This window comes from Sphingomonas phoenicis (genome assembly GCF_047238005.1).
GTDB lineage: Bacteria > Pseudomonadota > Alphaproteobacteria > Sphingomonadales > Sphingomonadaceae > Sphingomonas.
Window position 1 is genome coordinate 1,318,705 of the sequence record NZ_JBDFMC010000002.1, and the last position, 24,163, is coordinate 1,342,867.

19 protein-coding genes and 1 tRNA gene are annotated in these 24,163 nt (G+C 68.3%); 14 read left to right on the top strand and 6 right to left on the bottom strand.

Features of this window, described 5'->3' with window-relative positions:
- Positions 1–4: 4 nt before the first annotated feature.
- From ABC319_RS07600 to ABC319_RS07620, 5 genes are read left to right on the top strand one after another with little or no spacing between them, the layout of a single operon-like run.
- A complete protein-coding gene (locus tag ABC319_RS07600; protein WP_413069640.1) occupies positions 5–640 on the top strand; it encodes an urea amidolyase associated protein UAAP2 in 636 nt (211 codons plus the stop codon).
- Complete coding sequence (gene uca / locus ABC319_RS07605) at positions 637–4,251, top strand: urea carboxylase (protein ID WP_413069641.1); 3,615 nt, start codon at positions 637–639, stop codon at positions 4,249–4,251. Before ABC319_RS07600 ends, uca begins: the two co-directional genes overlap by 4 nt.
- Entirely contained in the window at positions 4,248–6,020 is a 1,773-nt protein-coding gene (gene atzF / locus ABC319_RS07610) for an allophanate hydrolase (protein ID WP_413069642.1), read from the top strand. The genes uca and atzF overlap by 4 nt, the downstream gene beginning before the upstream one ends.
- A 10-nt stretch (positions 6,021–6,030) precedes the next feature.
- A complete protein-coding gene (locus tag ABC319_RS07615) occupies positions 6,031–7,557 on the top strand; it encodes an ATP-binding response regulator (protein ID WP_413069643.1) in 1,527 nt (508 codons plus the stop codon).
- Entirely contained in the window at positions 7,541–8,470 is a 930-nt protein-coding gene (locus ABC319_RS07620) for a response regulator (RefSeq protein WP_413069644.1), read from the top strand. Before ABC319_RS07615 ends, ABC319_RS07620 begins: the two co-directional genes overlap by 17 nt.
- Positions 8,471–8,508: 38 nt before the next feature.
- Here the strand turns inward: ABC319_RS07620 and ABC319_RS07625 are convergent, their stop codons facing one another.
- Genes ABC319_RS07625 through ABC319_RS07635 form a run of 3 tightly spaced genes read right to left on the bottom strand, consistent with a single transcriptional unit; the run spans position 8,509 to position 11,080 of the window.
- A complete protein-coding gene (locus tag ABC319_RS07625) occupies positions 8,509–9,003 on the bottom strand; it encodes a DUF427 domain-containing protein (RefSeq protein ID WP_413069645.1) in 495 nt (164 codons plus the stop codon).
- The gene (locus tag ABC319_RS07630) at positions 9,000–9,362 is read right to left on the bottom strand and encodes a thiol-disulfide oxidoreductase DCC family protein (protein ID WP_413069646.1); all 363 of its coding nucleotides are present in this window, start codon (positions 9,360–9,362) and stop codon (positions 9,000–9,002) included. The genes ABC319_RS07625 and ABC319_RS07630 overlap by 4 nt, the downstream gene beginning before the upstream one ends.
- Positions 9,359–11,080: a tryptophan-rich sensory protein gene (locus tag ABC319_RS07635; protein WP_413069647.1), complete on the bottom strand. Its 1,722-nt coding sequence runs from the start codon at positions 11,078–11,080 to the stop codon at positions 9,359–9,361. The genes ABC319_RS07630 and ABC319_RS07635 overlap by 4 nt, the downstream gene beginning before the upstream one ends.
- Before the next feature lie 145 nt (positions 11,081–11,225).
- Here ABC319_RS07635 and ABC319_RS07640 point away from each other — a divergent pair, with 145 nt between their 5' ends.
- The 3 genes from ABC319_RS07640 (at position 11,226) to ABC319_RS07650 (ending at position 13,254) form a co-directional block, all read left to right on the top strand.
- On the top strand, positions 11,226–12,098 hold the full coding sequence (locus ABC319_RS07640) for an SDR family oxidoreductase (RefSeq protein ID WP_413069648.1): 873 nt from the start codon (positions 11,226–11,228) through the stop codon (positions 12,096–12,098).
- A 105-nt stretch (positions 12,099–12,203) separates the two neighbouring features.
- On the top strand, positions 12,204–12,764 hold the full coding sequence (locus ABC319_RS07645) for a YkgJ family cysteine cluster protein (RefSeq protein WP_413069649.1): 561 nt from the start codon (positions 12,204–12,206) through the stop codon (positions 12,762–12,764).
- A 190-nt stretch (positions 12,765–12,954) separates the two neighbouring features.
- Complete coding sequence (locus ABC319_RS07650; RefSeq protein WP_413069650.1) at positions 12,955–13,254, top strand: hypothetical protein; 300 nt, start codon at positions 12,955–12,957, stop codon at positions 13,252–13,254.
- 122 nt (positions 13,255–13,376) lie between these two features.
- Here ABC319_RS07650 and ABC319_RS07655 read toward each other — a convergent pair whose 3' ends face one another.
- Positions 13,377–13,949 carry a glutathione S-transferase family protein gene (locus tag ABC319_RS07655; protein ID WP_413069651.1) on the bottom strand — a complete coding sequence of 191 codons (573 nt, stop codon included), beginning with the start codon at positions 13,947–13,949 and terminating at the stop codon, positions 13,377–13,379.
- A gap of 70 nt (positions 13,950–14,019) precedes the next feature.
- Between ABC319_RS07655 and ABC319_RS07660 the strand changes: the two genes are divergently transcribed.
- Positions 14,020–14,742: a helix-turn-helix transcriptional regulator gene (locus ABC319_RS07660; protein ID WP_413069652.1), complete on the top strand. Its 723-nt coding sequence runs from the start codon at positions 14,020–14,022 to the stop codon at positions 14,740–14,742.
- Between the two features lie 177 nt (positions 14,743–14,919).
- Positions 14,920–15,174 carry a hypothetical protein gene (locus ABC319_RS07665; protein ID WP_413069653.1) on the top strand — a complete coding sequence of 85 codons (255 nt, stop codon included), beginning with the start codon at positions 14,920–14,922 and terminating at the stop codon, positions 15,172–15,174.
- A gap of 188 nt (positions 15,175–15,362) precedes the next feature.
- On the opposite strand, the gene ABC319_RS07670 is transcribed toward ABC319_RS07665, so the two are convergent.
- Positions 15,363–19,667 (bottom strand): YadA-like family protein, encoded by a 4,305-nt coding sequence (locus ABC319_RS07670; RefSeq protein WP_413069654.1) that lies wholly within the window; start codon positions 19,665–19,667, stop codon positions 15,363–15,365.
- Between the two features lie 421 nt (positions 19,668–20,088).
- Positions 20,089–20,165, bottom strand: a tRNA-Pro gene (locus ABC319_RS07675).
- A 187-nt stretch (positions 20,166–20,352) separates the two neighbouring features.
- Here ABC319_RS07675 and yajC point away from each other — a divergent pair.
- The 4 genes from yajC (at position 20,353) to ABC319_RS07695 (ending at position 24,004) form a co-directional block, all read left to right on the top strand.
- Complete coding sequence (yajC, locus tag ABC319_RS07680; protein ID WP_413069655.1) at positions 20,353–20,691, top strand: preprotein translocase subunit YajC; 339 nt, start codon at positions 20,353–20,355, stop codon at positions 20,689–20,691.
- On the top strand, positions 20,691–22,292 hold the full coding sequence (gene secD, locus ABC319_RS07685; protein ID WP_413069656.1) for a protein translocase subunit SecD: 1,602 nt from the start codon (positions 20,691–20,693) through the stop codon (positions 22,290–22,292). Before yajC ends, secD begins: the two co-directional genes overlap by 1 nt.
- A 340-nt stretch (positions 22,293–22,632) precedes the next feature.
- Positions 22,633–23,619 (top strand): protein translocase subunit SecF, encoded by a 987-nt coding sequence (secF, locus tag ABC319_RS07690; RefSeq protein ID WP_413069657.1) that lies wholly within the window; start codon positions 22,633–22,635, stop codon positions 23,617–23,619.
- Between the two features lie 10 nt (positions 23,620–23,629).
- Positions 23,630–24,004: an Mth938-like domain-containing protein gene (locus tag ABC319_RS07695; RefSeq protein WP_413069658.1), complete on the top strand. Its 375-nt coding sequence runs from the start codon at positions 23,630–23,632 to the stop codon at positions 24,002–24,004.
- The last annotated feature ends 159 nt before the right edge of the window (positions 24,005–24,163 follow it).

Sequence of the window (24,163 nt, forward strand, 5' to 3'; positions counted from 1 at the left end):
TTCCTTGCTCGCAGATCCCCATCTCGACAGTCTTCCCGGCGCGGTCCTGCACGACACGGTCGTCCCCGCCTGCCGGCCATGGACCCACCGCGTCCGCGCCGGCGAGACGCTGCGCGTCGTCGACCTGGAGGGCAATCAGGCGGTCGACCTGCTGATCTACGCCGATGCCGACGACAGCGAACGCTACAGCGCGCAGGACACGGTGGCTGCGCAGGGCAACCTGTTCCTCCGCGAAGGCAGCGTGCTGCGCTCCAACGAAGGGCGTGCGATGATGACGATCGTCGCGACCTCCGTCGCCTATCACGACACGATCGGGGGTGCCTGCTCGGTCGAATCAAATACGCTGCGCTACGGCCATCACACCAAGTCGCAGCATGCCTGCGTCGAGAACTATCTGGAGGCTAGCCTGCCCGAGGGACGGACCAAGCGCGACATCGTCTCGAACATCAACCTGTTCATGAACGTCCCCGTCGAGGCAGACGGCGCGCTCGGGATCGTCGACGGGATCTCCGCTCCCGGGCTGACCGTCGATCTTCGGGCGGAGATGGATGTCCGCATCCTGGTGTCGAACTGTCCGCAGATCAACAATCCCTGCAACGGCTTCGATCCCACTCCCGTCCGGATGATCGTGTCGGCATGACGTTCGGGACCGTCCTGATCGCGAACCGTGGCGCGATCGCGTGCCGCATCATCCGTACCCTGCGCCCGATGGGCATCCGCTCGGTCGCGGTGTTCAGCGACGCCGACGCCGGCTCCGCGCATGTCGCGCAGGCCGATGTGGCGGTGCGGATCGGTCCCGCGCCGGCGGCCGAGAGCTATCTCGACGTCGAGGCGATCCTGGCCGCCGCCGAGGCCCACGGTGTCGATGCGATCCATCCCGGCTACGGCTTCCTGTCCGAGAATACCGCGTTTGCCGAGGCGTGCGCAGCCCGCGGGATCGCGTTCATCGGACCGACCCCGGCCAACATCCGCGCGTTCGGGTTGAAGCACACTGCCCGCGATCTGGCCGCGGCGCAGGGCGTCCCGCTCGCCCCCGGCACCGACCTGCTTTCCGACGAAGAGGCCGCAGTCGAAGCCGCCGCGCGGATCGGCTACCCCGTCATCCTGAAGGCCACGGCCGGCGGTGGCGGTATCGGCATGAAGATCTGCACGGACGACGCCGACGTGCGCGACGGCTTTGCCACCGTCGCGCGGCTCGGCGCGGGCAATTTCGGCGACGGCGGGGTGTTCCTGGAGCGGTACGTCGCGCGTGCGCGCCACATCGAGGTGCAGGTGTTCGGCGACGGTGCCGGGCGCGTGGTGGCGCTCGGCGAGCGCGACTGTTCGCTGCAGCGACGCAACCAGAAGGTCGTGGAAGAAACGCCCGCCCCGCTGCTGCCCGACGCCACGCGCACCGCGTTGATCGATGCCGCGGTCCGGCTGACCTCGGCCGCGGCTTATCTGTCGGCCGGCACGGTCGAGTTCCTGTACGATGCCGAACGCGACGACTTCTTCTTCCTGGAGGTGAATACCCGGCTTCAGGTCGAGCATGGCGTGACCGAGCAGGTGACCGGCGTCGATCTGGTCGAATGGATGGTCCGCGCCGCCGCCGGCGACTTCGCTTTCCTCGACGGCTTCACGCCGCGGGCGAACGGTGCATCGATCCAGGTGCGGATCTATGCCGAGGACCCGGCGCAGGATTACCGGCCCAGCTCCGGCCGCCTGGTCGGCGTGACGTTTCCGGCGGGACCGCGCGTCGACACCTGGATCGCCGCCGGGACAGAGGTTTCCGCCTGGTACGACCCACTGCTCGCAAAGCTGATCGTCACCGCGTCGTCGCGCGAGGCGGCGATCGCCGCGTTGCAGGATGCGCTCGATAACTCGTCGATCGCCGGGATCGAGACCAATCTGGACTGGCTGCGCACCGTGGTGCGCGCGGAGGCGTTCACCTCGGGCCAGGTCTCGACCCGGATCCTCGCCCACAGTCCCTATACACCGCGAACCATCCGCGTGCTGGCAGGTGGTGCGTCGACGACGGTTCAGGATTATCCCGGGCGGCTCGGCCTGTGGGACGTCGGCGTGCCCCCTTCCGGTCCGATGGACATGCTGGCCTTTCGCCTCGGCAACCGGCTGCTCGGCAATGACGAGGGCGCCGCGGGGCTGGAGATCACGGCCGCCGGGCCGACGCTGTTGTTCAATACCGCCGCGCGCGTGTGCATGACCGGCGCCGACTTCCAGGCGACGCTCGACGGCATGCCGGTGCCTCCCTACGCACCGGTCGACATCGCCCCGGGGCAGATCCTGAAGGTCGGACGGGTGGCGGGCGCCGGCATGCGCGGCTACATTCTGGTGACCGGCGGGCTCGACGTACCGTCCTATCTCGGCAGCCGGAGTGCATTCACGCTCGGCGAATTCGGCGGCCATGCCGGACGCGCGGTGATGACCGGCGACACACTCCACCTCCCGGCCGCCGATCCCGGAACCGGTATGATCGCGCTGGCGCCGGCGGACCGCCCGGTGATCACCCGCGAGTGGTCGCTCGATGTGCTGTACGGGCCGCACGGCGCACCGGACTTCTTCACCGATGCCGACGTCGCGATGCTGCTCGAAACCGCGTGGAAGGTGCACTACAACTCCAACCGTACCGGCGTCCGCCTGCTCGGCCCCAAGCCGCAATGGGCACGCCGGGACGGTGGTGAGGCCGGGCTCCACCCCTCCAACATCCACGACAACGCCTATGCGATCGGCGCCGTCGACTTCACGGGCGACATGCCGATCATTTTGGGCCCCGACGGCCCGTCGCTGGGCGGGTTCGTGTGCCCGTTCGTCGTGGCGCAGGCCGATCTGTGGAAGATCGGCCAGCTCGCCCCGGGCGACAGCATCCGCTTCGTCCCCGTCGACTACACAGCCGCCGCGGCCGCGGAGCAGGCGCAGGATCGGCTGGTCGCAACCCTGTCCGGCCCGTCGCAGGAGGCTCGGCGAGATCGGGGCGAAGACCTCGGCTCGCCGATCCTGCACGCCATCACTGCACAGGGGGTCCGCCCTGCGGTCACCTACCGCCAGCAGGGCGACCGTAACCTGCTGGTCGAATACGGCCCGATCGTGCTCGATCTGGAGCTTCGCCTGCGCATCCATGCATTGATGCTGGAGATCGCGCAGTCCGGCCTGCCCGGTGTAATCGATGTCACCCCCGGCATCCGGTCGCTTCAGATCCATTACGACAGCCGGCAACTGCCGCAGGCCGATCTGATCGCGGCGCTGGTCCAGGCAGAGGAGCGGCTGGGCGGGCTGGACGATTTCGAGATCCCGTCGCGTACCATCCATCTGCCGCTGTCGTGGCGCGATCCCGCCATCTACCAGACGATCGACAAATACATGGAATCGGTGCGCGACGACGCACCGTGGTGCCCGGACAATATCGAGTTCATCCGTCGCGTGAACGGCCTCGACGATGTCGAGGACGTGAAACGCATCGTGTTCGACGCCGACTATCTGGTGCTTGGTCTGGGCGACGTCTATCTCGGCGCACCGGTCGCGACGCCGATCGATCCGCGCCACCGCCTCGTCACGACCAAATACAATCCCGCCCGCACCTGGACACCGCCCAACGTCGTCGGGATCGGCGGCGCCTATATGTGCATCTACGGCATGGAGGGTCCGGGCGGATACCAGCTGTTCGGCCGCACCATCCAGGTATGGAATTCGTGGCGACAGACCGATGCCTTTCGCGACGGCAAGCCATGGCTGCTGCGCTTCTTCGACCGGGTCCGCTTCTTCCCGGTCAGCCACGACGAGCTCACCGAATGGCGACGCGACTTCCCGCTCGGCCGGCGATCGATCGCGATCGAGGAGGGCGTGTTCCGGTTGTCCGAGTACCGCGCCTTCCTCGCCGACAATGCGGCATCGATCGGCGCCTTCCAGACGCAGCGCGAGGCTGCGTTCGCCGAGGAGCGCGCGGAGTGGGAGCGGAACGGCGAGTTCGACAGGGTCGCCGCGCTGACCGAGGACGTCGCGGGCGACGCCGCCGCTGCCGACATCGACCTGCCCGACGGATGCGAGCTGGTGGAGGCGCCCTTCGCAGGCAGCCTGTGGAAGCTGCTGGTCGCCGAGGGCACGCAGGTGACCGCCGGCGAGACGATCGCGATCATCGAGGCGATGAAGATGGAATCGATCGTGGCAAGTCCGGTCAGCGGCACCGTCCGCCGCATCTATGTGCACCAGCGCCAGTCGATCGCACCGGGTGCCCCGATGCTGGCAGTCGAGACGGCATGATGGACCGCTTCACCATCGCCGGGATCGCCACGGCGGTAACGGCTGGCGCCACCGATGCCGTATCCGTCGCGCGCGAGGCGCTGGCCCGCATCGCACGCTACGACACGGTTCAGCCGGCGGTCTGGATCACCCGCATCGCCGAGGCGGAGGTGCTGGTGGCGGCCGCGCGCGTCGACGAACGCATCGCCGCCGGCGAGACGCTGCCGCTGGCCGGCGTGCCGTTCGCGATCAAGGACAATCTGGATCTCGCCGGCGTTCCGACGACTGCGGCCTGCCCCGCGTTCGGCTACACGCCCGCGCGATCGGCGCACGTCGTCGAACGCCTGATCGCGGCCGGTGCCGTGCCGATGGGGAAGACCAACCTCGATCAGTTCGCCACCGGCCTGAACGGCACCCGCAGCCCCTATGGCGCGCCGGCCTGCGTCTATAATCGCGCCTATGTCAGCGGCGGCTCCAGCTCCGGATCGGCGGTCGCGGTCGCGGCCGGCCTCGTGGCATTCGCGCTGGGGACGGACACGGCGGGCTCGGGCCGGGTCCCCGCCGCGTTCAACGGACTGGTCGGGCTGAAGCCGACCAAGGGCCGGTGGAGCACGAGCGGGCTGGTACCCGCCTGCCGCTCGCTCGACTGCGTCACGGTGCTCGCCCACACGATCGCCGATGCCCGCGCGGTCGACCAGGTCGTCGCCGGCTTCGATCCAGCCGATCCCTATTCCCGATCGGGCGACGACAGGCCCGTGCATGCGGCGCGGATCGGCGTCCCCCACCCTGCGCAGAGGGCGTTTTTCGGCGATACCGCGTCGGAGCGATTGTACCACCAGGCGCTGGCGACGCTGGCCGCCGGCGGCGCCGAACTGATCGACATCGATCTGGCACCGCTCCGGGAGGCGGCGCTGTTGCTGTACAACGGCCCCTGGGTGGCGGAACGTACCGCCGCGGCCCAGCCTCTTCTCGACGCGGATCCGGGTGCGATCGATCCCACCGTGCGCGACATCATGGCGGGCGGCCGGAATGTCAGCGGCGTCGATGTCTTCCGCGGCCAGTACCGGCTCGCCGAGCTTCAGCGGATCGCCGACACCCTGTGGCAGTCGATCGACCTGATCGCGCTGCCGACCACGCCGACGATCTACCGGATCGCCGAAATGCGCGCCGCGCCGGTCGTCCTGAACAGCGTGCTCGGCGCCTACACCAACTTCGTCAATCTGCTGGACATGGCGGCCCTGGCGTTGCCCGCCGGCTGGCGGGACAATGGCACCGGGTTCGGCGTGACGCTGATCGGCCCGGCCTGGAGCGACGCCGGGCTGCTGACGGCCGGCGAGGCCTTTTGCGCCGCGCAGGCGACCACCGCGACCCCACCGATGGACACAGAGGGAAAAATGGAAACAGTAAAGCTCGCCGTCGTCGGCGCTCATCTCGAGAACATGCCGCTTCATTGGCAGCTGACGTCGCGCAATGCCCGCTTCGTCGCGGCAACCACCACCGCCTCGACCTACCGGCTATACGCGATGGCGAACACCACGCCGCCCAAGCCCGCGTTGATCCACGCGGCGGACGGGGCCGCGATCGCGGTCGAGGTCTACGAACTCGATGTCGCCGCGTTCGGCAGCTTCGTCGCCGAAGTGCCCGCGCCGCTCGCCATCGGCTCCGTCGTGCTTGCCGACGGGTCGACGGTGAAGGGCTTCGTCGCCGAGCCGCGCGCGGTCGATGGCGCCACCGATATCACTGCACTTGGCGGGTGGCGGCCCTATATCGCCGGGCTCGGTCAGCCGTGAACAGCCGCCTGTGACAGCCACCGACCCGCATCTTCCCACCGACAGCCGGGGCTCGGATGCCCCGTCGATGCTGGCGCGCCGGGTGCCGGACGCGGCTGATGGCGGGGAGCGGCGGACGGCGGAGGTGTCGGCGGCCGACATCGCCGAACTGCGGCGGGCGAAGGCGGCGGCGGAGGCCGCCAACGAGGCGAAATCGCGCTATCTGGCGGCGGTCAGTCACGAGATCCGCTCGCCGCTCAATGCCATCTACGGCTACGCGCAACTGCTGGAGCGGGGGGACGTCGTGACCACCGCGGAGGCGGGCGCGATGATCCGCCGGTCGGTCGATCATCTCACCAATCTGGCGGAGAGCCTGTTGGAGATATCGCACATCCAGAGCGGGGTGCTGAAGATCCAGTCGGATGCGGTCGACATCCGTGTCCTGCTCGAACAGGTCGTGTCGATGTTCCGGGCACAGGCGTTGGACAAGCGGCTGTACCTGCGCCTCAACCTGTGCGGCAATCTGCCCGCCGTCGTGAAGGCCGACGAGAAGCGCCTGCGGCAGATCCTGATCAATCTCACCTCGAATGCGATCAAATATACGGGGACCGGCGGCGTCGACATCGACGTCCGCTATCGCAGCCAGGTCGCCACGATCGAGGTCGTCGACACCGGCATCGGCATCGATCCGTCCGAGATCGAGCGGGTCTTCGAACCGTTCGAGCGGGGGCACTCGGCAGAGGCGCAGTCGCAGCCGGGGATCGGGCTGGGCCTGACGATCACGCGGGTTCTCGCATGGGTGCTGGGCGGTGAGATCGGCGTCACGCGCCGCCCCGAGGGGGGTAGCCGCTTCCAGCTGAAGCTGATGCTGCCACCGCTGTCGACCGCGACCGTGGACGACAGTCCTGCGCCGCGGATCGACAGCTATCAGGGCCCCCGCCGGACGATCATGATCGTCGAGGACGATCCGGCGCAGGCCACCGCCATGCAGGCGTTCCTGCGGTCGCTCGATTTCGCCGTGTTCTGCGCCGATACGGGCACGCGTGGCATCGAACTCGCCGCAGGGTGCAGGCCGGATCTGGTGCTGCTCGACGTCCAGATGCCCGGCATCGACGGCTGGGAAACCGCGCGGCGGCTCCGGCGCGCGCATGGATCGGCGCTGAAGATCGTCATGACATCGGCAAGCGCGGCATCGACGACCGAAGGCCAACGCGACGACGCGGACCACGACGCCTTCCTGGCCAAGCCGGTTCATTTCGATGCACTGCTCGCCGTCGTGCAGGCGCAGCTCGATCTGGAATGGAACGATGCGGCGATCGGCCGCCTGGTAGAGCAAGACCGGGCGACCGCCGCGGTTCCGCCGGGTGCCCGGCCCTATCTGCGACGGATCAGGGACTATGCGCGGATCGGCCATGTGCTCGGCGTCGAGCAGGAGCTTGCGGTGCTCGACCAGGCGGTGCCGGCGGCGGCGCCGTTCGTCCTCGTACTGAAGGAACTGGCGGCAAGCTTCGACTTCGGCTCTTTGATAAAGAAGATCGAAGATGCTGGAGAACGATAACTTCGAGGAGAGGCAGCCGACGATCCTCGTGGTCGACGATACGCCCGAATCGTTGCGGTTCCTGACGACGACGCTGGCGGTCGCCCGCATGACGGTGCTGATCGCGATGGATGGCCTGGCCGCGATCGATCTCCTGAAGCGGGTGACGCCCGATCTGATCCTGATGGACGCGATGATGCCCAAGCTCGACGGGTTCGAGGCGACCCGCCGGATCAAGGCCAATGCCCTGTACCAGCAACTGCCGATCATCTTCATGACCGGGCTGACCGCGACGGACGACGTCGTCCGCGCCTTCGATGCCGGCGGGGTCGATTATGTCAGCAAGCCGATCGTCGTCGAGGAACTGCTCGCCCGCATCCGGGTCCATCTGGCGCGCGCCCGGGTCGCGGACGGCAGCCAGCTGGCGCTCGATACCAGCGGTCGCCCGGCCCTCGCCGTCGACGTCTCGGGCAACCCGCTGTGGCTGACGCCGATGGCGAGTGAGATGATCGCGCGGTTGTTCCCCGAATGGATCGCGACGCCGGGCGGCTTGCCGGACCCGTTTCGGCTGGCGATCCAGCGCCTGCAGGGAGCGCCGCCCGCACCGGGGTCCAGCGTTACCATCGACACCGGTTCCAGTTCGCTGGAGGCGATCTTCCTGCGCCGCACGGCGGCCAATCACTGGCTGTTTCGCCTGCTAGAGCGCCGCGATGGCGATGACGAACGCATCCTGGCCGCCCGCTTCGGGCTGACGTCGCGCGAGGCGGAGGTCCTGCTCTGGATCAGCCGCGGCAAGCAGAACCGCGAGGTGAGTGAAATCCTCGTCATCAGTCCCCGAACCGTCAACAAGCATCTGGAACAGATTTTCCAGAAGATGGGCGTCGAGAATCGCGCCTCCGCCACGGCGATCGCCGTCGCGACCTTGACGAGGTAATTTCCGTCAGCCGCGCAGCCCGCGAGGCGGGGCAGGCGTCACCATCCCAGGCTGCCCGGTACACCCTTGAACGGCCCCGCAAGGTCGGACGTGATCCATCCTCCATAGAAGCCGCCGGGCTGCGGGGTCACCTGCTCGCCGTCCACCGTGCATCGGTCGAGCGGACCGGCGTAGAAGGCGACATGGTCGCGCAACACCGCGAACGCGGGCGTCGGCTCCGGATAGCTCCACGCCACGTCGCGCAGCAGCTCGTCGCCGATCGCCAGATGCCAGTAGACGGCGTGCCCCTTCCACTCGCAGAACGAGCGCCGCTCCGACGGGAGCAGCAAGCCGGGGGTCAAGGCGTCGGGCGGCAGGTACCAGCTCGGCGGATGGCTGGTCTCCAGCGTGCGGACGGCCGCGCGCGTATCCGCGACCACGACGCCGCGATGCTCGATGCGGATATGCCGATCGCTGGGTTCGGCGATGGCGGGACGGGGATAGCGCCACACGCTCTCCTGACCGGGCGCGACCGGATCGGGCCTCGGCCTCATGCGCGCACCTCTCGCCGGGCTAGCCATCGTTGCAGGTGCGGCCGCACGCGAAGGAAGCGGAGGTAGAGGCGTTCGAGCACCGACAGGACCAACCGGCTGCGCGCGACTTCGCCCAGCGGCCGCAACACCGGAATGGCGCGCCACATCGCGGCGAACGCCGCCGCTCCCGACAGCAACGGCCCACCTGCTTCCTGCGCATGGAAGCGAGCCAGCATATCCGCTTTGTCGAGCGGACAGGTGCCCGCTCCCGCTACATCGACGAAGTCGATGGCGCCCCGGGTATCCAGCCGGCGCATCAGCGCGATCTCGCGCCGGCAGAGCGGGCAATCGCCATCGTGCCAGACGGTGACGCTGCTCATCGTCCCTCCTCCGGATTGTCGCGCCAGATCCGCTCGGCCAGCAGCGTCGCGAAGCCGAGCCAGGCGACGAACGGGACCGCCGCCGCGGCGGCCGGCCGGTCCACCTTGGCCGCGGTCGCGACATAGGCGGCGCCGGTGGCGACCATCGCGCCCGATACCGCCGCACTTGCCCCCAGCCGCTTTTCGCGAAAGAACAGCTGCGTCCAGCCGCCGACCATGGCGGTGTTGAGCAACCACAGGCCGACCGCCGTATTGCGCGCCGGACCGGACGGCTGTCGAAGCAGGCGATATCCACCGACTGCCAGGCCCGTCTCCAGCACGGGCCAGACCGCGCCGAATGCGGCGTCGGGCGGCGTGTAACCCGGCTTGTCCAGACGGCGATACCAACGGCGGATGCCGGGGTGCGACGGGTCTGGCGCGTTGCGCCGGCCGACGAGCGCGCTCGCGCCCAGGACCACGCCGACCGTGCCGAGCGCCAGCAGCGGCGACAGGCCCGTCTGCGATGGGGCGGTCGAGGCGGAAACAGGCGTGTCGTAACGCGAGAGGTCGACGTCCTTGGAGCGGCCACCGAACAGCTTGCCCGCGACCCCGCGCACGGCGGGACGGCTCGCCACGCTCAGCGCGCCGTGGAGCAGCCGGATGCCGGTTTCGCTGTGAGGATTGGCCAGCCGCGGCGCGAATTTGGGCACGCCCTGCGCATCCTCGACCATCGGGCGCATCGCCTGCTCATAGGCCGCAAACGCCGTCTGGACGTCGGTCGAGCGGATCAGCTCCTGCGCCAGGACATAGGCGCCGGCGACCGCCAGCGTCGTGCCGTATCCGGCGATCGGCGTCGCGCACCAGGCCGCATCGCCCGTCAGCACGACGCGACCCGTCGACCAGCGCGGCATCCGCACCTGCCGGAGCACGTCGAAGTAGAAATCGTCGGTCGTCTCCATCCCGTCCAGCACGCGGTCGCTCTGCCAGCCCGCATCGGCGAAGCGCTCGCGCAGCCACGCCTGCTGCCGGTCGACGGGCCAGTCCTGTTCGCCGCCCGGCGGCTGCTGCACCGACAGCATGGCGCGCGCCGTTCCGTACCGGTCGGGGCGAAGCGATACGCTGCGGCCGCCCGGCGCATTGTACCAGCGCCACAGGCGATCGTCGTCGGGCCGGCGGGGGATGGTGAAATAGGCGATCGTCAGGTCCATCCAGCGCGGTTCGTTCTCGCCCGGAAAGACCAGTTCCCGCGTCCTCGATCCCACACCCTCGGCGACGATGACCGCATCGTATCGCTCGACGGTCCCGCTGGCGAAGGTGACGACCGCACCGTCATCGTCCTGCTCGACCCCGGCGATGGAGTCGCCGAACCGGTACGTCGCATGGTCGCGGGCCGGCTCGTATAGCAGCCGGGCCAGGTCGCCGCGCAGGATCTCCATCTCGGCGGTCGGCCCATCGGCACCCGTGTCGGCGGCAAGGAACTGTGCGGCGATCCGGCCGTCGGCCTCTACCCACGCGGTCCCCTCCTCGCCGGTGCCCTGCTCCAGCGCGGTCTGCTCCAGCCCCATCCGGCGCAGCACCTCGCGCCCCACCCCGCGCACGTCGATGTTCTGGCCGCCGTCGCGGAACCCGGGCGTCCGTTCGACCACGGTGACGTCGAAACCGGCGCGGCCCAACCACCAGGCGACGGTATTGCCGGCGACGCTCGCGCCGGTGATCAGGATGCGACGGGACATGGGCATGCTACTCCTCGCCTGCCCAACGAACGGGAGCGGATTAGTCGCGCAGTCATTTTCCCGGAGTCGTCGTTCGCCGGGCCAGCGCCGCCCGGACGGCACGTTCCCCGTCGCGGGCCGTTCCAGCCGAACCGCATTCACAGGAACAGCCATGACCGATCCGCGCACCAGCCAGCCGACGAGCTTTCCCGACGAGCCGCAACAGCCACGCCCCGGCTTGACGGGGAACATGCGAACCCGGCCCGATCACGGCGAGGAGAGCTATGCCGGCAAGGGTCTGCTGACGGACAAGGTGGCGCTCGTCACCGGTGGCGATTCGGGCATCGGCCGCGCGGTGGCGATCGCCTATGCGCGTGAGGGCGCGGACGTCGCCATCTCGTATCTCGCCGACGAACAGCCCGATGCAGAGGAGACGCGCGGCTGGATCGAGAAGGCCGGCCGCCGCTGCGTGCTGCTGCCCGGCGACATTCGCGATCGCGATCACTGCGTGGCGCTGGTCGAGCGTACCGTCGCGGCGCTCGGCGGCATCGACATCCTCGTCAACAACGCCGCCGCGCAGACGATGAACGAGGGGCTGGACAGCATCGACGACGACGAGATGCAGGGCGCGTTCGCCGCCAACGTCTTCGCCATGATCCGCCTCGCCAAGGCCGCCGCACCGCACATGAAGCCGGGTTCGGCGATCGTGAACACCACCAGCGAGCAGGCCAAGGTCGCGAACAGGAGCATGATCGTCTATGCCGCGACGAAGGGCGCAATCTCCAGCCTGACCGTCGGCCTCGCCAACCTTCTCGCCGCGGACGGCATCCGCGTCAACGCGGTCGCACCCGGCCCGGTATGGACGCCGATCCAGCCGATCGCCAAATCGCCGCAGGAACTGGAGACGCTCGGACAGGACACGCCGCTCGGCCGCGCGGGCCAGCCCGCCGAACTCGCGCCGGCCTATGTGCTGCTCGCCTCGTCGGAGGGAAGCTACATGTCCGGCAACGTGGTTGCCGTCACCGGCGGCGTTCCGATATCCTGATCGGGGCGTCGACGCGGACGAGCCGCGCCGGCGCTCCAGCCGTCTCGCCCGCGAAAGCCGAAGCGACTAAAGGGCCACCCTTGTTCGCCAACGAGTTCCGGACCCATGCAGACCGACACAGATCTGGAGACATCCCTGCTCGGACCGGTGCTGGACGGCCGGAGCTGCGGCGATTGCACCGTGTGCTGCACGGTCCTGAAGGTCGACGCGCCGGAGTTCAGGAAGCCGGCGGGAACCCCCTGCACGCATCTCGGCGCGGCGGGTTGCCGGATCCACGCGGTGCGTCCTCGCATCTGCCGGACATGGTTCTGCGCGTGGCGGAGGGTGGCCCGCCTGCCCGACGACGCCCGGCCGGATCGATCGGGCCTTCTGGTGTCACTCAACTTCGTGCGAGAACCGCGGAACTGCTTCGAGGGCGTCTCGATCAACGTGCGATCGCTCCCCGGCAGCCGGGCGATCGAGAACGGCATGGCGGCAACAGTACTCGACAGCCTGTGCGACCAGCTGATCCCCGTCTGGTTCAGCGACGGGTCGAAGAAGATGCTGATGCATCCCGACAACGAGGTCGCAGGGCATGTCGTGTCGGGCGATTCCGCGCCCGCGCATCTGCACGACGAAGTGGACGCCTGGCGCCGGCACTACGGCCTGTTCGCGGCGGGAGATTAGGGCCGAGAAAGCCCCGGTCTCGTCCACGACCCGCTCCCTTTCAGCCGAGACGCCTCGCCAACCATCTGTTTTCCCGCGCAGTTTGCCGCCCCCCGGAAGGAGCCTTGCGGACATTGCAACCCGCTGCCGAGCCGTATACGCAATCGGTAACGGGAAGGGAGCCAACCATGCGCATCCATCGGCCAACCTCATGAGCGCTTCTCAGGAAAGTCGCCGGCTCCATTACGAGCTCACCAACGTGGGGCTGCGCGCGCAGGCCACAGCGGCAGGCCTGGTGCAGCTCTGCGTGGAGTTGCAGCGCGCGAACGTCCTCGATGAGGAGTCCGTCGGCCGCATCAAGGCTTCCATCGCTGACGAGATCCTGATTTCCCTTCCCCGCCACGTCGTGCGTCCGACGTTCAAGGATGACCTGCGGGCCCGGCTGGACCGCATCTTCCGTGGCGAACAGGAACTGGGCACCGGCGACAGCCTCGCGCTGCCGATCGACTGACGCCTGAGCCCCGCCCCCGGTATTCAGGCGCCGCGCGATCGCCGGCTCGCTGATCGGCGGCATCGCCGGCCATCGCACCGGTCCGGTGGCGAACGGAACCGCCGGACCGGTGCAGATTGGTCTTACTTCGCGTCGGCGCCCATGCGTGTACCGCAGCGTGCTACCCAGTCGCGGATCGCCGGATCGGCGGGCATCACGTCGGCGAACCAGAAGAACGGCGAACTGCACAGCATATCGGCCGCGGAGAACCGCTCGCCGAGCAGCCACGGTCCACGACGCAGCGGCTCCGCCAGCCGCTCGATCATCGTGTCGACGTCGCGCAGGCCCGCGGTGATCGCGGGATGGCTGACGTCCGCCCATTTCAGGATCAGCAGCGGTTCGATCACGCCCTGATAATAGAACAACCACGACAGATAGGCGCCGCGCTCCGCCTCCCCCGGCAGAGGGCCCAGCGCTGCATCGGGATAGGCGTCCGTCAGGTAGAGCATGATGGCGCCGCGCTCGCGCACCGCATCGTCGCCATCGGTCAGATAGGGGACCTTGCCCTCCGGATGCGGATTGGCAGGATCGCGGCTGCCCGACCCGTCCTGTCGCGCGATGGTCACCTCGCGCATCTCGATGTCGGCAGAGAGCATGCGTACGAGGGCGACGACCGTGTCGGAACGCGAGTTGGGGGAATAATAGAGGGTGCGCATCGGGTGGCTCCTTGCGTTGGATGACGTCGTCGATCTACCAGGGCGCTCCTGACAATTCCGGGCAGCAGCAATGGCACGATCCGACCGCCTGATGCGATTGCTCGATGCGCTGCGACGCCTTCCCAAGCCGGTAACGGCGGCCCGTCTGGCGGCGGAGACGGAGGTGTCGATGCGGCAATTGTACCGCGACATCGCGACGCTGCGCGCGGGCGGGGTGCTGGTCGACGGCGCGACGGGCTATGGCTACACGCTGACCGAGGATCCGGCCTTGCCGCCGCAGAGCTTCTCGCGCCTCGAAATCGAGGCGCTGATGCTGGGCGTCGCGAGCCTCGGCGATTTCGGCGACGATGCGTTGACGACCGCGGGCCGCGACGCGCTTGCGCGGATCGTCGCCACCCTGCCCGACCGGCAGGCGCGGCAGGCGGCGCACGCGACCATGCGGTCGTGGCGGCCGTCCGAACCACGCGCCGCCGTCACGGTCGATCTCGCCTTGCTGCGTGAGGCCTGCTGGGACGAATTCAGCGTCCGGATCGCCTATCGCGACGCGAACGGGCAACGGACCGAACGCGAGATCCTGCCGCTCGGCATGTCCTACAGCCCCCGCACCCTGATGCTCGTCGCCTGGTGCCTGCTGCGCGAGGCACATCGGACGTTCGAGGTGCCCCGGATCGAAGCGCTGGAACGGGGAGCAAGCAGCTTCCGCCCGCGACGGGTGCAGCTCCTTCGTGAATATGTCACGCTACGCACGGCGGAATGGAAGATGAAGGAACGACAGGAGCGTCGGCCATCCTGACGGCCGCCTGGTGCCTTTCCCGCTCCACTCGATCGCCATCGCACCGGCTGGATTGGTGCGGGATGAGGCCATCCGGAAGACGAAGGGCAGCGACGTCGCCTCGTCCGCATCGTCGGCGTTGCGCCGCTTGGCCGGGGACGCCATGTTTCCGATCGCCCAAGCCACAACGGAGCACGCATGATGGCCACAGCAGACGTACACAAGGTTGCGAGCGCCATCGAGGCGGTCATGCATCAGGCCGACACGGCCTATATCGGCGTTATCGCGATCCTGCAGACGCTGTTCAACCGCGGCGCGCTCACCCAGGCGGAGGTGAAGGCCATCGCCGATGCGATGGTGAGTTCGATACCGGTGGACCGCCATTTCGCGTTCGCGCAATCGCTGGCCGGCATGATCCCTGACTATAAATCACCCCAGGGCGCCAAGCTCTAGATGGTTGAACCATCCGGGCCGGACCGCTCACAGCGACCACTCCGGCGACAGCCGGGATCTTGTTTCATCCCGGAAGGCGACCTCCGGCTACAGTCAATTCGGGCGTAGAGAGCCGTGCGTAGGAGTAGGAGGAGGCGATCGGTACGCCGTCGCCACCCCCCGAACTCCAATCGCCGCCCGGCGCTTCGTCAGAACTGATAACCGATCCCGATATTGGCCCCGACGCGCTTGCGGCTGTTGTAGGTCGCGCCGAGCTTCACGACAGTGTGCCCGTCGTTCATGATGCGCGACATGCCCACCGCGACGGCCGACTGCCCCTGGAAAGTGCCCGCACCCATGGCGAACATGCTCTTTCCCGCCTCGAAGGGCTGCGGCATCCCCGCCATGGCCATCGCGCCCGCCACACCGGCGCTGGCATCGCGGTTCACCCGGCGCACATCGAAAGAGATCGCCGCAACCCGTTGATCGGTATAGCCATTTGCCTCCGCAACGGCACCCGCTAGCGCGCTGTTGACCTGCCCCAGATTGACGGCGTCCGTATCCGCGACGCCCGATGCGACATTGTGGAGGGCCACTGCACTGCTGCCACTGCCCAAGGTGACCGCGCTGTCGTTACCGGCATCGTACTGGACCGAGCGGCTGCTCTCCGCGAGGGCCTGATCCGCCTTCGTCTCGACCGTCGCGACCCGTCCTTCGATGGACGACACACGATCGGTGGTCGCGGCCAGCTGCGCGTTGTCGATCGCGGTCGTCGGCTCGGGACTGCCCTGCGCCGCATTTCCCGCCGCCGGCGTACCGTTGCCGGGCTGGGGACTGTTGCCACCGGCCGGGCTGCCGCTTCCCTGCGTCGCGATCGCCTGCAGCGCGTCGCCGACGTTCGAATAGGTGACGCCGTTCAACGTGTAGCTGGGTGCGGACACGGCACCGGTCAGCGGATTATACTGCGACCCGCCGCCGAACCCGATGGCCAGGGCGTTGCCCAGCCCGTTCGCCACGCCGCGAAGCTGCGATACGTTCACCGCGTCGGTCGCGGCGAAGCCGGCCGCCAGGCCCGTGATCTGGCGGTTCCCCACGGGCGAGGAGACGCCGGTGACCGGATCGAGATACGAAATGTTCCGGGCGATCGCGATCTCACCCAGCGACTGCTGCGCATCGGCCAGACCGAAGGCGGAATAACTGGCCACGGCCCCGCGCACGGTCTGCGCTGCCGAGCCGAGGGCCACGCTTCCGGCCTGGTCGGCGACTGCGCCGGAGCCGAGCGCGGTGGAGGCATAGGCGCTTGCCGACGACAGGGCGCCGAGTGCGGTGCTGCCGAATCCGGTCGCGCGGCCCGAGGTGCCGATCGCGGTCGAATAGCCCGAGTCGGCCGAGGCGTCGTACCCGAACGTCGACGAGTTGGTCGCCGCCGCGACGGCGGAGTTGCCGATGGCGACGGCGCGCAGCCCCGTCGCCTGCGCGCTGTTGCCGATCGCGAGCGTATCGTTGGCACTGGTCGTGACATTGGCACCGATCGCCAGCGCGCCGTCGCCGACGGCGAAGTTGTTCGCGCCGATGGCGATCGCGCCCTGCCCGTCGGCTACGTTCGTGTAGCCGAGCGCGGCCGCACCCAGCCCCTCGGCCCTGTTCATCGAACCGATGGAGGTACTGCCGTCGCCCAGGGCGACGTTGACGTTGCCCAGAGCGATCGCGCCGACGCCGGTCGCGGTGTTGTCCTTGCCGAGCGCGGTCGCGCCCTCGCCGGTCGCGAAGTTCGGATCGCCGATTGCCACCGCGCCGTTGCCCGATGCCACGTTGCCCAGACCGATGGACACGGCCTTGCCGTTCATCGCCTGCGCGCCGTCGCCGATCGCGACCGAGCTGTCGCCCTCCGCAACGGCGTTTCGCCCCACGGCGATGGCCGCCACGCCGCTGGACGTGGAGGCAGGCCCGATGGCGGTCGAATCGAAGCCGGACGCGTCGCTGTCCGCCATGGTCGAATTGGCGTGGAAGTATTTGGCACCGTCCGGGTTGGGAACTCCACCGCCCGAACCCGAATTCGCCGACCCCAGCGAAGTCGCGATCGCCCCGAACACCGACTGGATGGAGTTGTAATTGGCTCCCTTGAAGTTGAACGTGCCGGAAAACCCGGTGAGCGCGTTGTAGCTGAACCCGCTTCCGAACAGATTGGCGGTGGCGCTGGCCAGCGAGAAGATCTGGCCACCATTGGCGGCGTCGGCCGAGTTCATCGCGACGATCCCCGCAGCGACATTATGCAGGCGGACGGGCCCGGCGGCCGCGCCGACCAGCGTCAGGTCCTGCGTCACCGTTCCGCCGTTCGGCATGCCGGGCGATGCGGGATTGGCGTATTGCACCGGGCCGACCGCGCCGGACACGACGTTCGCCCTGAACGCCGCGAGGTCGCCGGCATTCACGGCGATCCGGCTGTCCAGGCCTGCGATGGTCGTCGCCTGATCGGACACCAGGCCGCCCAGCGTGTTGAGGTTCTGGTTGGTTGCGAACAGCTGGCCCGCGGTCGCCGCGTCCGTCGACCCGGCAGCCAGCGTGCCGGCTGCGACATTCCTCAACGCGACGGGCACGCCGGCATTGCCCAGCGTCACCGACGCCTCCGAGCTGTCGTCATACTGGATCGCGAGATCGGCGAGCCCCTGGAAGCTGGTCGCCAGCGCGAACAGCTGACCGCCGTTCACCGCATCGGTGGAGCCGCCGGAGACGCTACCCTCGGCGACGTTGTGCAGCGAAACGGGCTGTGGATCCCGGCCGACGAGCACGAGGCTGTTCGTCAGGGTGCCGCCATTCGGCACGAGCGGCGTGGAGGGTGTCGAGTAACGTACCGGGCCGATCGCGCCGTTTTCGGTGTCGCGGCGCAGTGTGGCCACCGAATCGCCCGTCGCCGTCAGCAGCGACGCTTGCGCCGTTACCGTCGTGCCCAGCGTCGTTATGTCGGTCCGCGCCTGCACCAGATCGCCGGCCTGCCCGGTCAGGGCGGCACCCAGGTCGTTCACCACCGCGTTGGTTTCCGCCAGCTGGCTCCCGTTGATCGCCTCGTCCGATCCCGCCGAAACGCTGCCGCGCGCCACGTTGGCCATCACGACGGGCTGCGAGTTGATGCCGCCCAGCGAAACGCGGGTATGGCTGGCATCGTCATACTGCACCGCCGCCGCCGCCAGCACGCCGATCTGCTGGCTGACATCGTACAACTGGCCGCCGTTCACGGCATCCGTCGAACCGACGGCGACATCGCCCTCCGCCACGTTGTGGACCCGGACGGGTCCGGGCTGCCCGCCGAGGATCGCGACATCGTTCGTCGCCGTCGTGGTCGCGACCAGTGGAGCGTTGGGCAGCGTGTACTGGACGGGGCTGGCATTGCCGCTGACCGCCATGTTGCGGAGCGACAGGATCGCGTCGGCATTGGCGGTGATCCGCGTGTCCTGCTGGCTGAGCAGGCTTCCTTGCGCCGTGACCGTCGTTCCCAGCGTCCCGAGCGTACCGGCCTGCAGGTTCACGAGGCTCTGCAGGCTCGCGATGTTCGCCGCCGCGGTGGCCAGATCCCCGCCCTGCTGGGCAAGCGTGCTTCCCTGAACGCTGACGGTCGCGCCGATCGAGCCGATATCGGATGCGTTCGCCGAGATGCGGACGTCGTGATCGGTCAGGATGGTCTGGACGTCGGCCAGGTCGGCATTCGCCGTGCCGATCGATGCCTGTAACGCGGTGATGTCGCCGACATTCGCCCCGACACTGGCCTGCAGGTCGTTGATGTCGGCCGTGTTGGCCAGGATCCGCGCGGACGACGATGCCACATCGGTCGTCAGATCCGCGACCGCGCCTGCCAGCGAGCCGACATCGGCGGCCGCGCCGGCGACACTGGTCTGCAGCGTCTGGAGCGTGTTCGCCTGACCGTTGACCGTGCCCGCCAGCGTGGTGAAGCTGTTGTTGAGCGTATTCAGGGCGCCCAGGTTAAGGTTGATCTGCGCACCCTGCTGGTTCACGGCAGCGGATACCTGCGCGAGGTCGGCCACGTTGCCGCTGACCGTGGTCTGGAGCGACTGGAGCGCATTGGCCTGCAGGCCGACCGTCGACGTCAGATTGTTCAGACCGGTGGTAACCGTCCCGAGCGTGCCGGTGGCGGCATTGATCGCGATCTGCTGCTGGTTCACCGTGCCGGTGACCGTCGCAAGGTTGTTGGCCGTATTCGCCGCGGTCGTCTGAACCGTCTGAAGGGCATTGCCCTGGTTCGTCACCGTCGTCGTCAGGGTATTCAGGTTCGTGTTCAGCGTGTTCGCCAGCGTGGTCGTTCCGCTGATGGTCGCACCCTGCTGATCGACCTTGGTGCTGAGCACGCCGAGGTCGGTCGCCAGTCCGTTCAGCGTCAGCAGCTGCGCGCTGGCCGCAGTCGGCTGGAACACGGCGACGCCGGCCACGATCGCGGCCGCACAGGTCGTGTTGAGCAGCGGCCGGGCGGCGGCAGAATAGCTTTTGATGACCCCGCGATACATTGGGAACTCCGACCTGTAGACGGTCGGTGTTGAAGCTGGCGGCGGCCTAACAAATTATTCCGGGTGTGGTTAATGGCTCCGGAGTTCGACCAAAGTAGAACTCATCCCGGCGTGTTGATGACGATACTGCCCTGAAAGCCCCTGCCTTCGCTCGGACCGACAAACATCGCGGAATTCACCGGATCCGCTCGACATAATGCCTGGCGACGATGCCCTCCCGATCCCTGGAATTGCTTGCCGGTCCGACGATCCGGCCGGGATCGACCGCGGCACGTCAGCGGCTGTGATATCGACCGGGCCGTCGGCGAATAGCTGGAGACTGTCCGAAGTGAGCGGCGGAAACGCAGCAGCACGATGATTGCTTGGTGCTTGCTGCCGCGGCGGATCGAACCGCCATTATCCGATGAGCCGCTGAAAATAATGGTCGGGGCGACAGGATTCGAACCTGCGACCCCCACACCCCCAGTGTGATGCGCTACCAGGCTGCGCTACGCCCCGACCGAGGACAGCGGCGTCGCCGCGGTCCGAGCCGGCGCCTCTACGCGCGGTGCCGCGGCGATGCAAGCCTTTCGGGGTGCGATGCTCCCGCCATCGGTCCACGAGTTGTAATGCATCCCGGCCGGTGATAGCGGGCATCCTCCGTGCGCGGTGGCTGTTCCCCGCGACCCAGCGATAAACGGGACCGATGTTCATTTCACCAGCATACGCCCAGGCCGCCGGCAGCGCCGCCGAGAGTGGCGGGATCGCCTCGTTCCTCAGCCTCGCGCCGCTCTTCCTCGTTTTCGTGGTCTTCTACTTCCTGATGATCCGGCCGCAGCAGCGCCGGATGAAGGCGTTGCAGCAGTCGGTGGAGGCGGTGAAGAAGAACGACACCGTGGTCACCGCCGGCGGCCTCGTCGCCAAGGTGATCCGGGTCGAGGATCGCCATGTCGAGGTTGAGATCGCGCCGAACGTGCGCGTCCGCGTCGTCAAGTCGACCCTGGCCGAGGTGGTCAGCCCCAGCACGAAGCCGGCGAACGACTGATGCTCGATTTTCCGCGCTGGAAGGTGTGGTCGATCATCGCCGCGCTGGCGGTGCTGTGCGCCCTCGCGATCCCCAGCTTCCTGCCAGAACGGGTGACGCAGAACGCCGGCTTCCGCGTACCGCGCATCAATCTCGGCCTCGACCTCGCCGGTGGCAGCTATCTGATGCTGGAGGCGGACGTGTCCGGCCTCGCCGCCACCCGGCTTGAATCGATGCGCGACCAGGTCGCCTCCGAGATGCGGCGCGGCAGTCCGCGCATCGCCATCGGCGACATCTCGACGCGCGACGGGCAATTGTCGTTCATGCTGCGCGATCCCGGCCAGGTGGACGCCGCGCGCGAGCGGCTGCTGTCGATCGCCGGTGGCGGCGCGGGGATGAGCGGCCAGCGCGTCTGGGACATCAACGTCGTCGACTCCAGCCGTTTCGTGCTCAAGCCGACCCAGGCCGGGCTGGCCCAGGCGATCGACACCGCCATGGGCGACGCGACCGAGGTCGTTCGCCGCCGCATCGACGCGCTCGGCACGCGCGAGCCGACGATCATCCGTCAGGGGCGCGACCGCATCGTCGTGCAGGTCCCCGGCCTCCAGAATCCGCAGGCGCTGAAGGATCTGCTCGGCAAGACCGCGCGGCTCGAATTCAAGCTGGTCGACGAGACCGCGACGCCGCAGCAGCTGGCCCAGCGCCAGGCGCCCCCGGGCAGCCAGATCCTCCCCTATCCGGGCAATCCGCTGGGATCGCCGCTGATCGCGGTGAAGCGCTCGGTCATCATCTCGGGCGAGCAGCTGGTCGACGCGCAGCAGACCTTCGACCAGCAGACCAACCAGCCACAGGTGGCGATCACCTTCGACGGGTCCGGCGCCCGCCGGTTCGCGCGGGTGACGCAGGAGAATACCGGCAAGCCCTTCGCGATCATCCTCGACAATTCGGTGATCTCTGCCCCCAACATCAACGAACCGATCCTGGGCGGTCGGGCGCAGATCTCCGGCAACTTCACCGTCGAATCGGCCAACCAGCTGGCGATCGCGCTGCGGTCGGGTGCGCTGGCGGTGGATCTGAAGGTGGTCGAGGAATCGACCGTCGGGCCCGAACTCGGCGCCGACTCGATCCATGCCGGCGTCCTTGCCTCCGCCGTCGCGGTGGCGCTGGTCGTGGCGTTCATGCTGATCACCTATGGCCGGTTCGGGCTGTATGCCAACCTCGCCGTCATCATCAACGTCTTCGTCATCCTGGGCGTGCTGGCGTTGCTCAACGGCACGCTGACGCTGCCGGGCATTGCCGGCTTCATCCTGACCATCGGCACCGCGGTGGACTGCAACGTCCTCATCAACGAACGCATCCGCGAGGAACGGCGGCGCGGGCGCAGCGTCGTCCAGTCGGTCGAGCTGGGCTACAAGGAGGCGAGCCGCACCATCTTCGAGGCGAACGTCACCCACGCCATTTCCGGCATCATCATGCTGGTGCTGGGGTCCGGTCCGGTGAAGGGCTTCGCGGTCGTGCTGCTGATCGGCATCGCCACGTCGGTCTTCACCGCGGTCACCTTCACCCGCATGCTCGTCGCGATCTGGCTGCGCCGGAACAAGCCCAAGACGATCACGATATGATCGTGCGGCCATCCTTCCTCCCCCGCTTCGCGACGCCTGCCGTGCAGACGCGGGGGTTCCGGATCGATGGCGCATGTCCTACTCGTGCCCGGATGGGATAGGGTAGCGACATGGCTCACGGTCTTCCCGCCCCGGCTCCGGCGCATGGTTTGCGACAGCATTGCTGTCGAAACTTCGCTCCGCTTACGGTTCGTGCCGGTGCGGCCCGGCCGGCGGGCCAGGCGGTTGAGATATCGGCAAACATCGCTGCGGCGATGACCGGCGCCATCCGATCCGCACCCCGCCGCAACCCGAAACTTCCTCAACATTCGCCCCGCGCCGGGGCGACCGGATGCCCGCTATGAAGCTGCTCAAGCTCGTCCCCGACGACACCAATTTCGATTTCGTCCGCCTGCGCGGCTGGGCGTTCGGGCTCACGCTCGCGCTGTCGCTGATCGCGCTCGGGCTGGTCTTCTCGCGCGGGCTCAACTTCGGCGTCGATTTCACCGGCGGCCTCTCGATCGAGGAGAAGTTCGACCAGCCGCCGTCGCTCGACCGGGTCCGCGAGATCGTCGATGCGCAGGGCGTCGGCCAGGCCGCGCTCCAGCAGTCGACCGACCAGCGCACCGTCACCATCCGCCTTCCCGTTCAGGACAGCGCCGACGAGGGCGCCACCAACGCCGTCGTCCGCAAGGTGCAGGCCGCGATCGCCGCCGATTTCCCGGGTGCGACCTTCAGCCGCTACGCGACGGTCGGGGGCAAGGTCTCGAACGAGCTGATCCGCAACGGCGTCCTCGCCGTCGTCCTCGCCGTGCTCGGCATCGGCCTGTTCGCGATCTTCCGCTTCGAATGGCAGTTCGGCGTGTCGACGATCGTCGCCATCGTCCACGATCTGCTGATGACGATCGGCTTCTTCGCGCTGATGCGCGACTATTTCGAGTTCGACCTCAACACCGTCGCCGCGGTCCTCACGATCATCGGCTACTCGATCAACGACAAGATCGTCATCGACGACCGTATCCGCGAGAACATGCGCCGCTATCGCAAGATGGAAATGCGCGACATCATCAACCTGTCGGTCAACGAGACGCTGCCGCGCACGGTGATGACCTCGGTCACCATCCTGCTCGCGCTGGGCGCGCTGCTGCTGCTGGGCGGGCATGTGCTGCGCGGCTTCACCTCGGCGATGATCCTCGGCATCGTCGTCGGCACCTATTCGTCGATCTACGTCTCCTCGTCGCTGCTGATCGCGCTGGGCCTCCGTGCCGAGCCGAACCGCGAGAAGCCGGGGACGACCGACAAGACCCGCCGGCAGGATGCCGAGCGGATCGCACCGCGCGAAAGCTGAGGGGCGCGGCGTGCGGATCCAGCGCGGGCAACCCGTCGACGGGCCGTTGATCCGCGGCTTCACCGCCGCCGGCTACCGCCTCGACGACGTGACGGTCGCGCCGGCGCTGTTGCTGACCAGCGAGCGCGCGCTCGACTGGTCGCCGCCGCCGCTCGCCGACCTGACCATCGCCGCGCTGGAAGAGGCGCTCCTCCCCCTGCCCGAGTTCGTCCTGCTCGGCACCGGCGCCCGCCTGATCCGCCCTCCCCGCTCGCTCGTCCAGGCGCTCGACTCGCGGCGGATCGGGATCGAGGCGATGGACAGCCGCGCCGCCGCCCGTGCCTGGGGCGTCCTGCGCGACGAGGGCCGGACCATCGCCGCCGCCCTTTATCCACTCGACGCGTGACGCTCCGCCGGGCGGACGTGCCGGCAATGTTCTCTTTTTGTTCTTTCCTACACGCCGTCACCTAGGTACATCTACGTATCAGGAGACATGCCATGATCTACATCGATGCACCGATGATGCTCGGCCTCGCCGCGCTCTTGACCAGCGCGTCGGCGGTCA

Excerpts from the sequence above, each read along its gene's own strand:
- uca (WP_413069641.1), top strand. The coding sequence starts at position 637 with ATGACGTTCGGGACCGTCCTGATCGCGAACCGTGGCGCGATCGCGTGC.
- atzF (WP_413069642.1), top strand. The coding sequence starts at position 4,248 with ATGATGGACCGCTTCACCATCGCCGGGATCGCCACGGCGGTAACGGCT.
- ABC319_RS07620 (WP_413069644.1), top strand. The coding sequence starts at position 7,541 with ATGCTGGAGAACGATAACTTCGAGGAGAGGCAGCCGACGATCCTCGTG.
- ABC319_RS07625 (WP_413069645.1), bottom strand. The coding sequence starts at position 9,003 with ATGAGGCCGAGGCCCGATCCGGTCGCGCCCGGTCAGGAGAGCGTGTGG.
- ABC319_RS07630 (WP_413069646.1), bottom strand. The coding sequence starts at position 9,362 with ATGAGCAGCGTCACCGTCTGGCACGATGGCGATTGCCCGCTCTGCCGG.
- ABC319_RS07635 (WP_413069647.1), bottom strand. The coding sequence starts at position 11,080 with ATGCCCATGTCCCGTCGCATCCTGATCACCGGCGCGAGCGTCGCCGGC.
- ABC319_RS07640 (WP_413069648.1), top strand. The coding sequence starts at position 11,226 with ATGACCGATCCGCGCACCAGCCAGCCGACGAGCTTTCCCGACGAGCCG.
- ABC319_RS07645 (WP_413069649.1), top strand. The coding sequence starts at position 12,204 with ATGCAGACCGACACAGATCTGGAGACATCCCTGCTCGGACCGGTGCTG.
- ABC319_RS07650 (WP_413069650.1), top strand. The coding sequence starts at position 12,955 with ATGAGCGCTTCTCAGGAAAGTCGCCGGCTCCATTACGAGCTCACCAAC.
- ABC319_RS07655 (WP_413069651.1), bottom strand. The coding sequence starts at position 13,949 with ATGCGCACCCTCTATTATTCCCCCAACTCGCGTTCCGACACGGTCGTC.
- ABC319_RS07660 (WP_413069652.1), top strand. The coding sequence starts at position 14,020 with ATGGCACGATCCGACCGCCTGATGCGATTGCTCGATGCGCTGCGACGC.
- ABC319_RS07665 (WP_413069653.1), top strand. The coding sequence starts at position 14,920 with ATGATGGCCACAGCAGACGTACACAAGGTTGCGAGCGCCATCGAGGCG.
- ABC319_RS07670 (WP_413069654.1), bottom strand. The coding sequence starts at position 19,667 with ATGTATCGCGGGGTCATCAAAAGCTATTCTGCCGCCGCCCGGCCGCTG.
- yajC (WP_413069655.1), top strand. The coding sequence starts at position 20,353 with ATGTTCATTTCACCAGCATACGCCCAGGCCGCCGGCAGCGCCGCCGAG.
- secD (WP_413069656.1), top strand. The coding sequence starts at position 20,691 with ATGCTCGATTTTCCGCGCTGGAAGGTGTGGTCGATCATCGCCGCGCTG.
- secF (WP_413069657.1), top strand. The coding sequence starts at position 22,633 with ATGAAGCTGCTCAAGCTCGTCCCCGACGACACCAATTTCGATTTCGTC.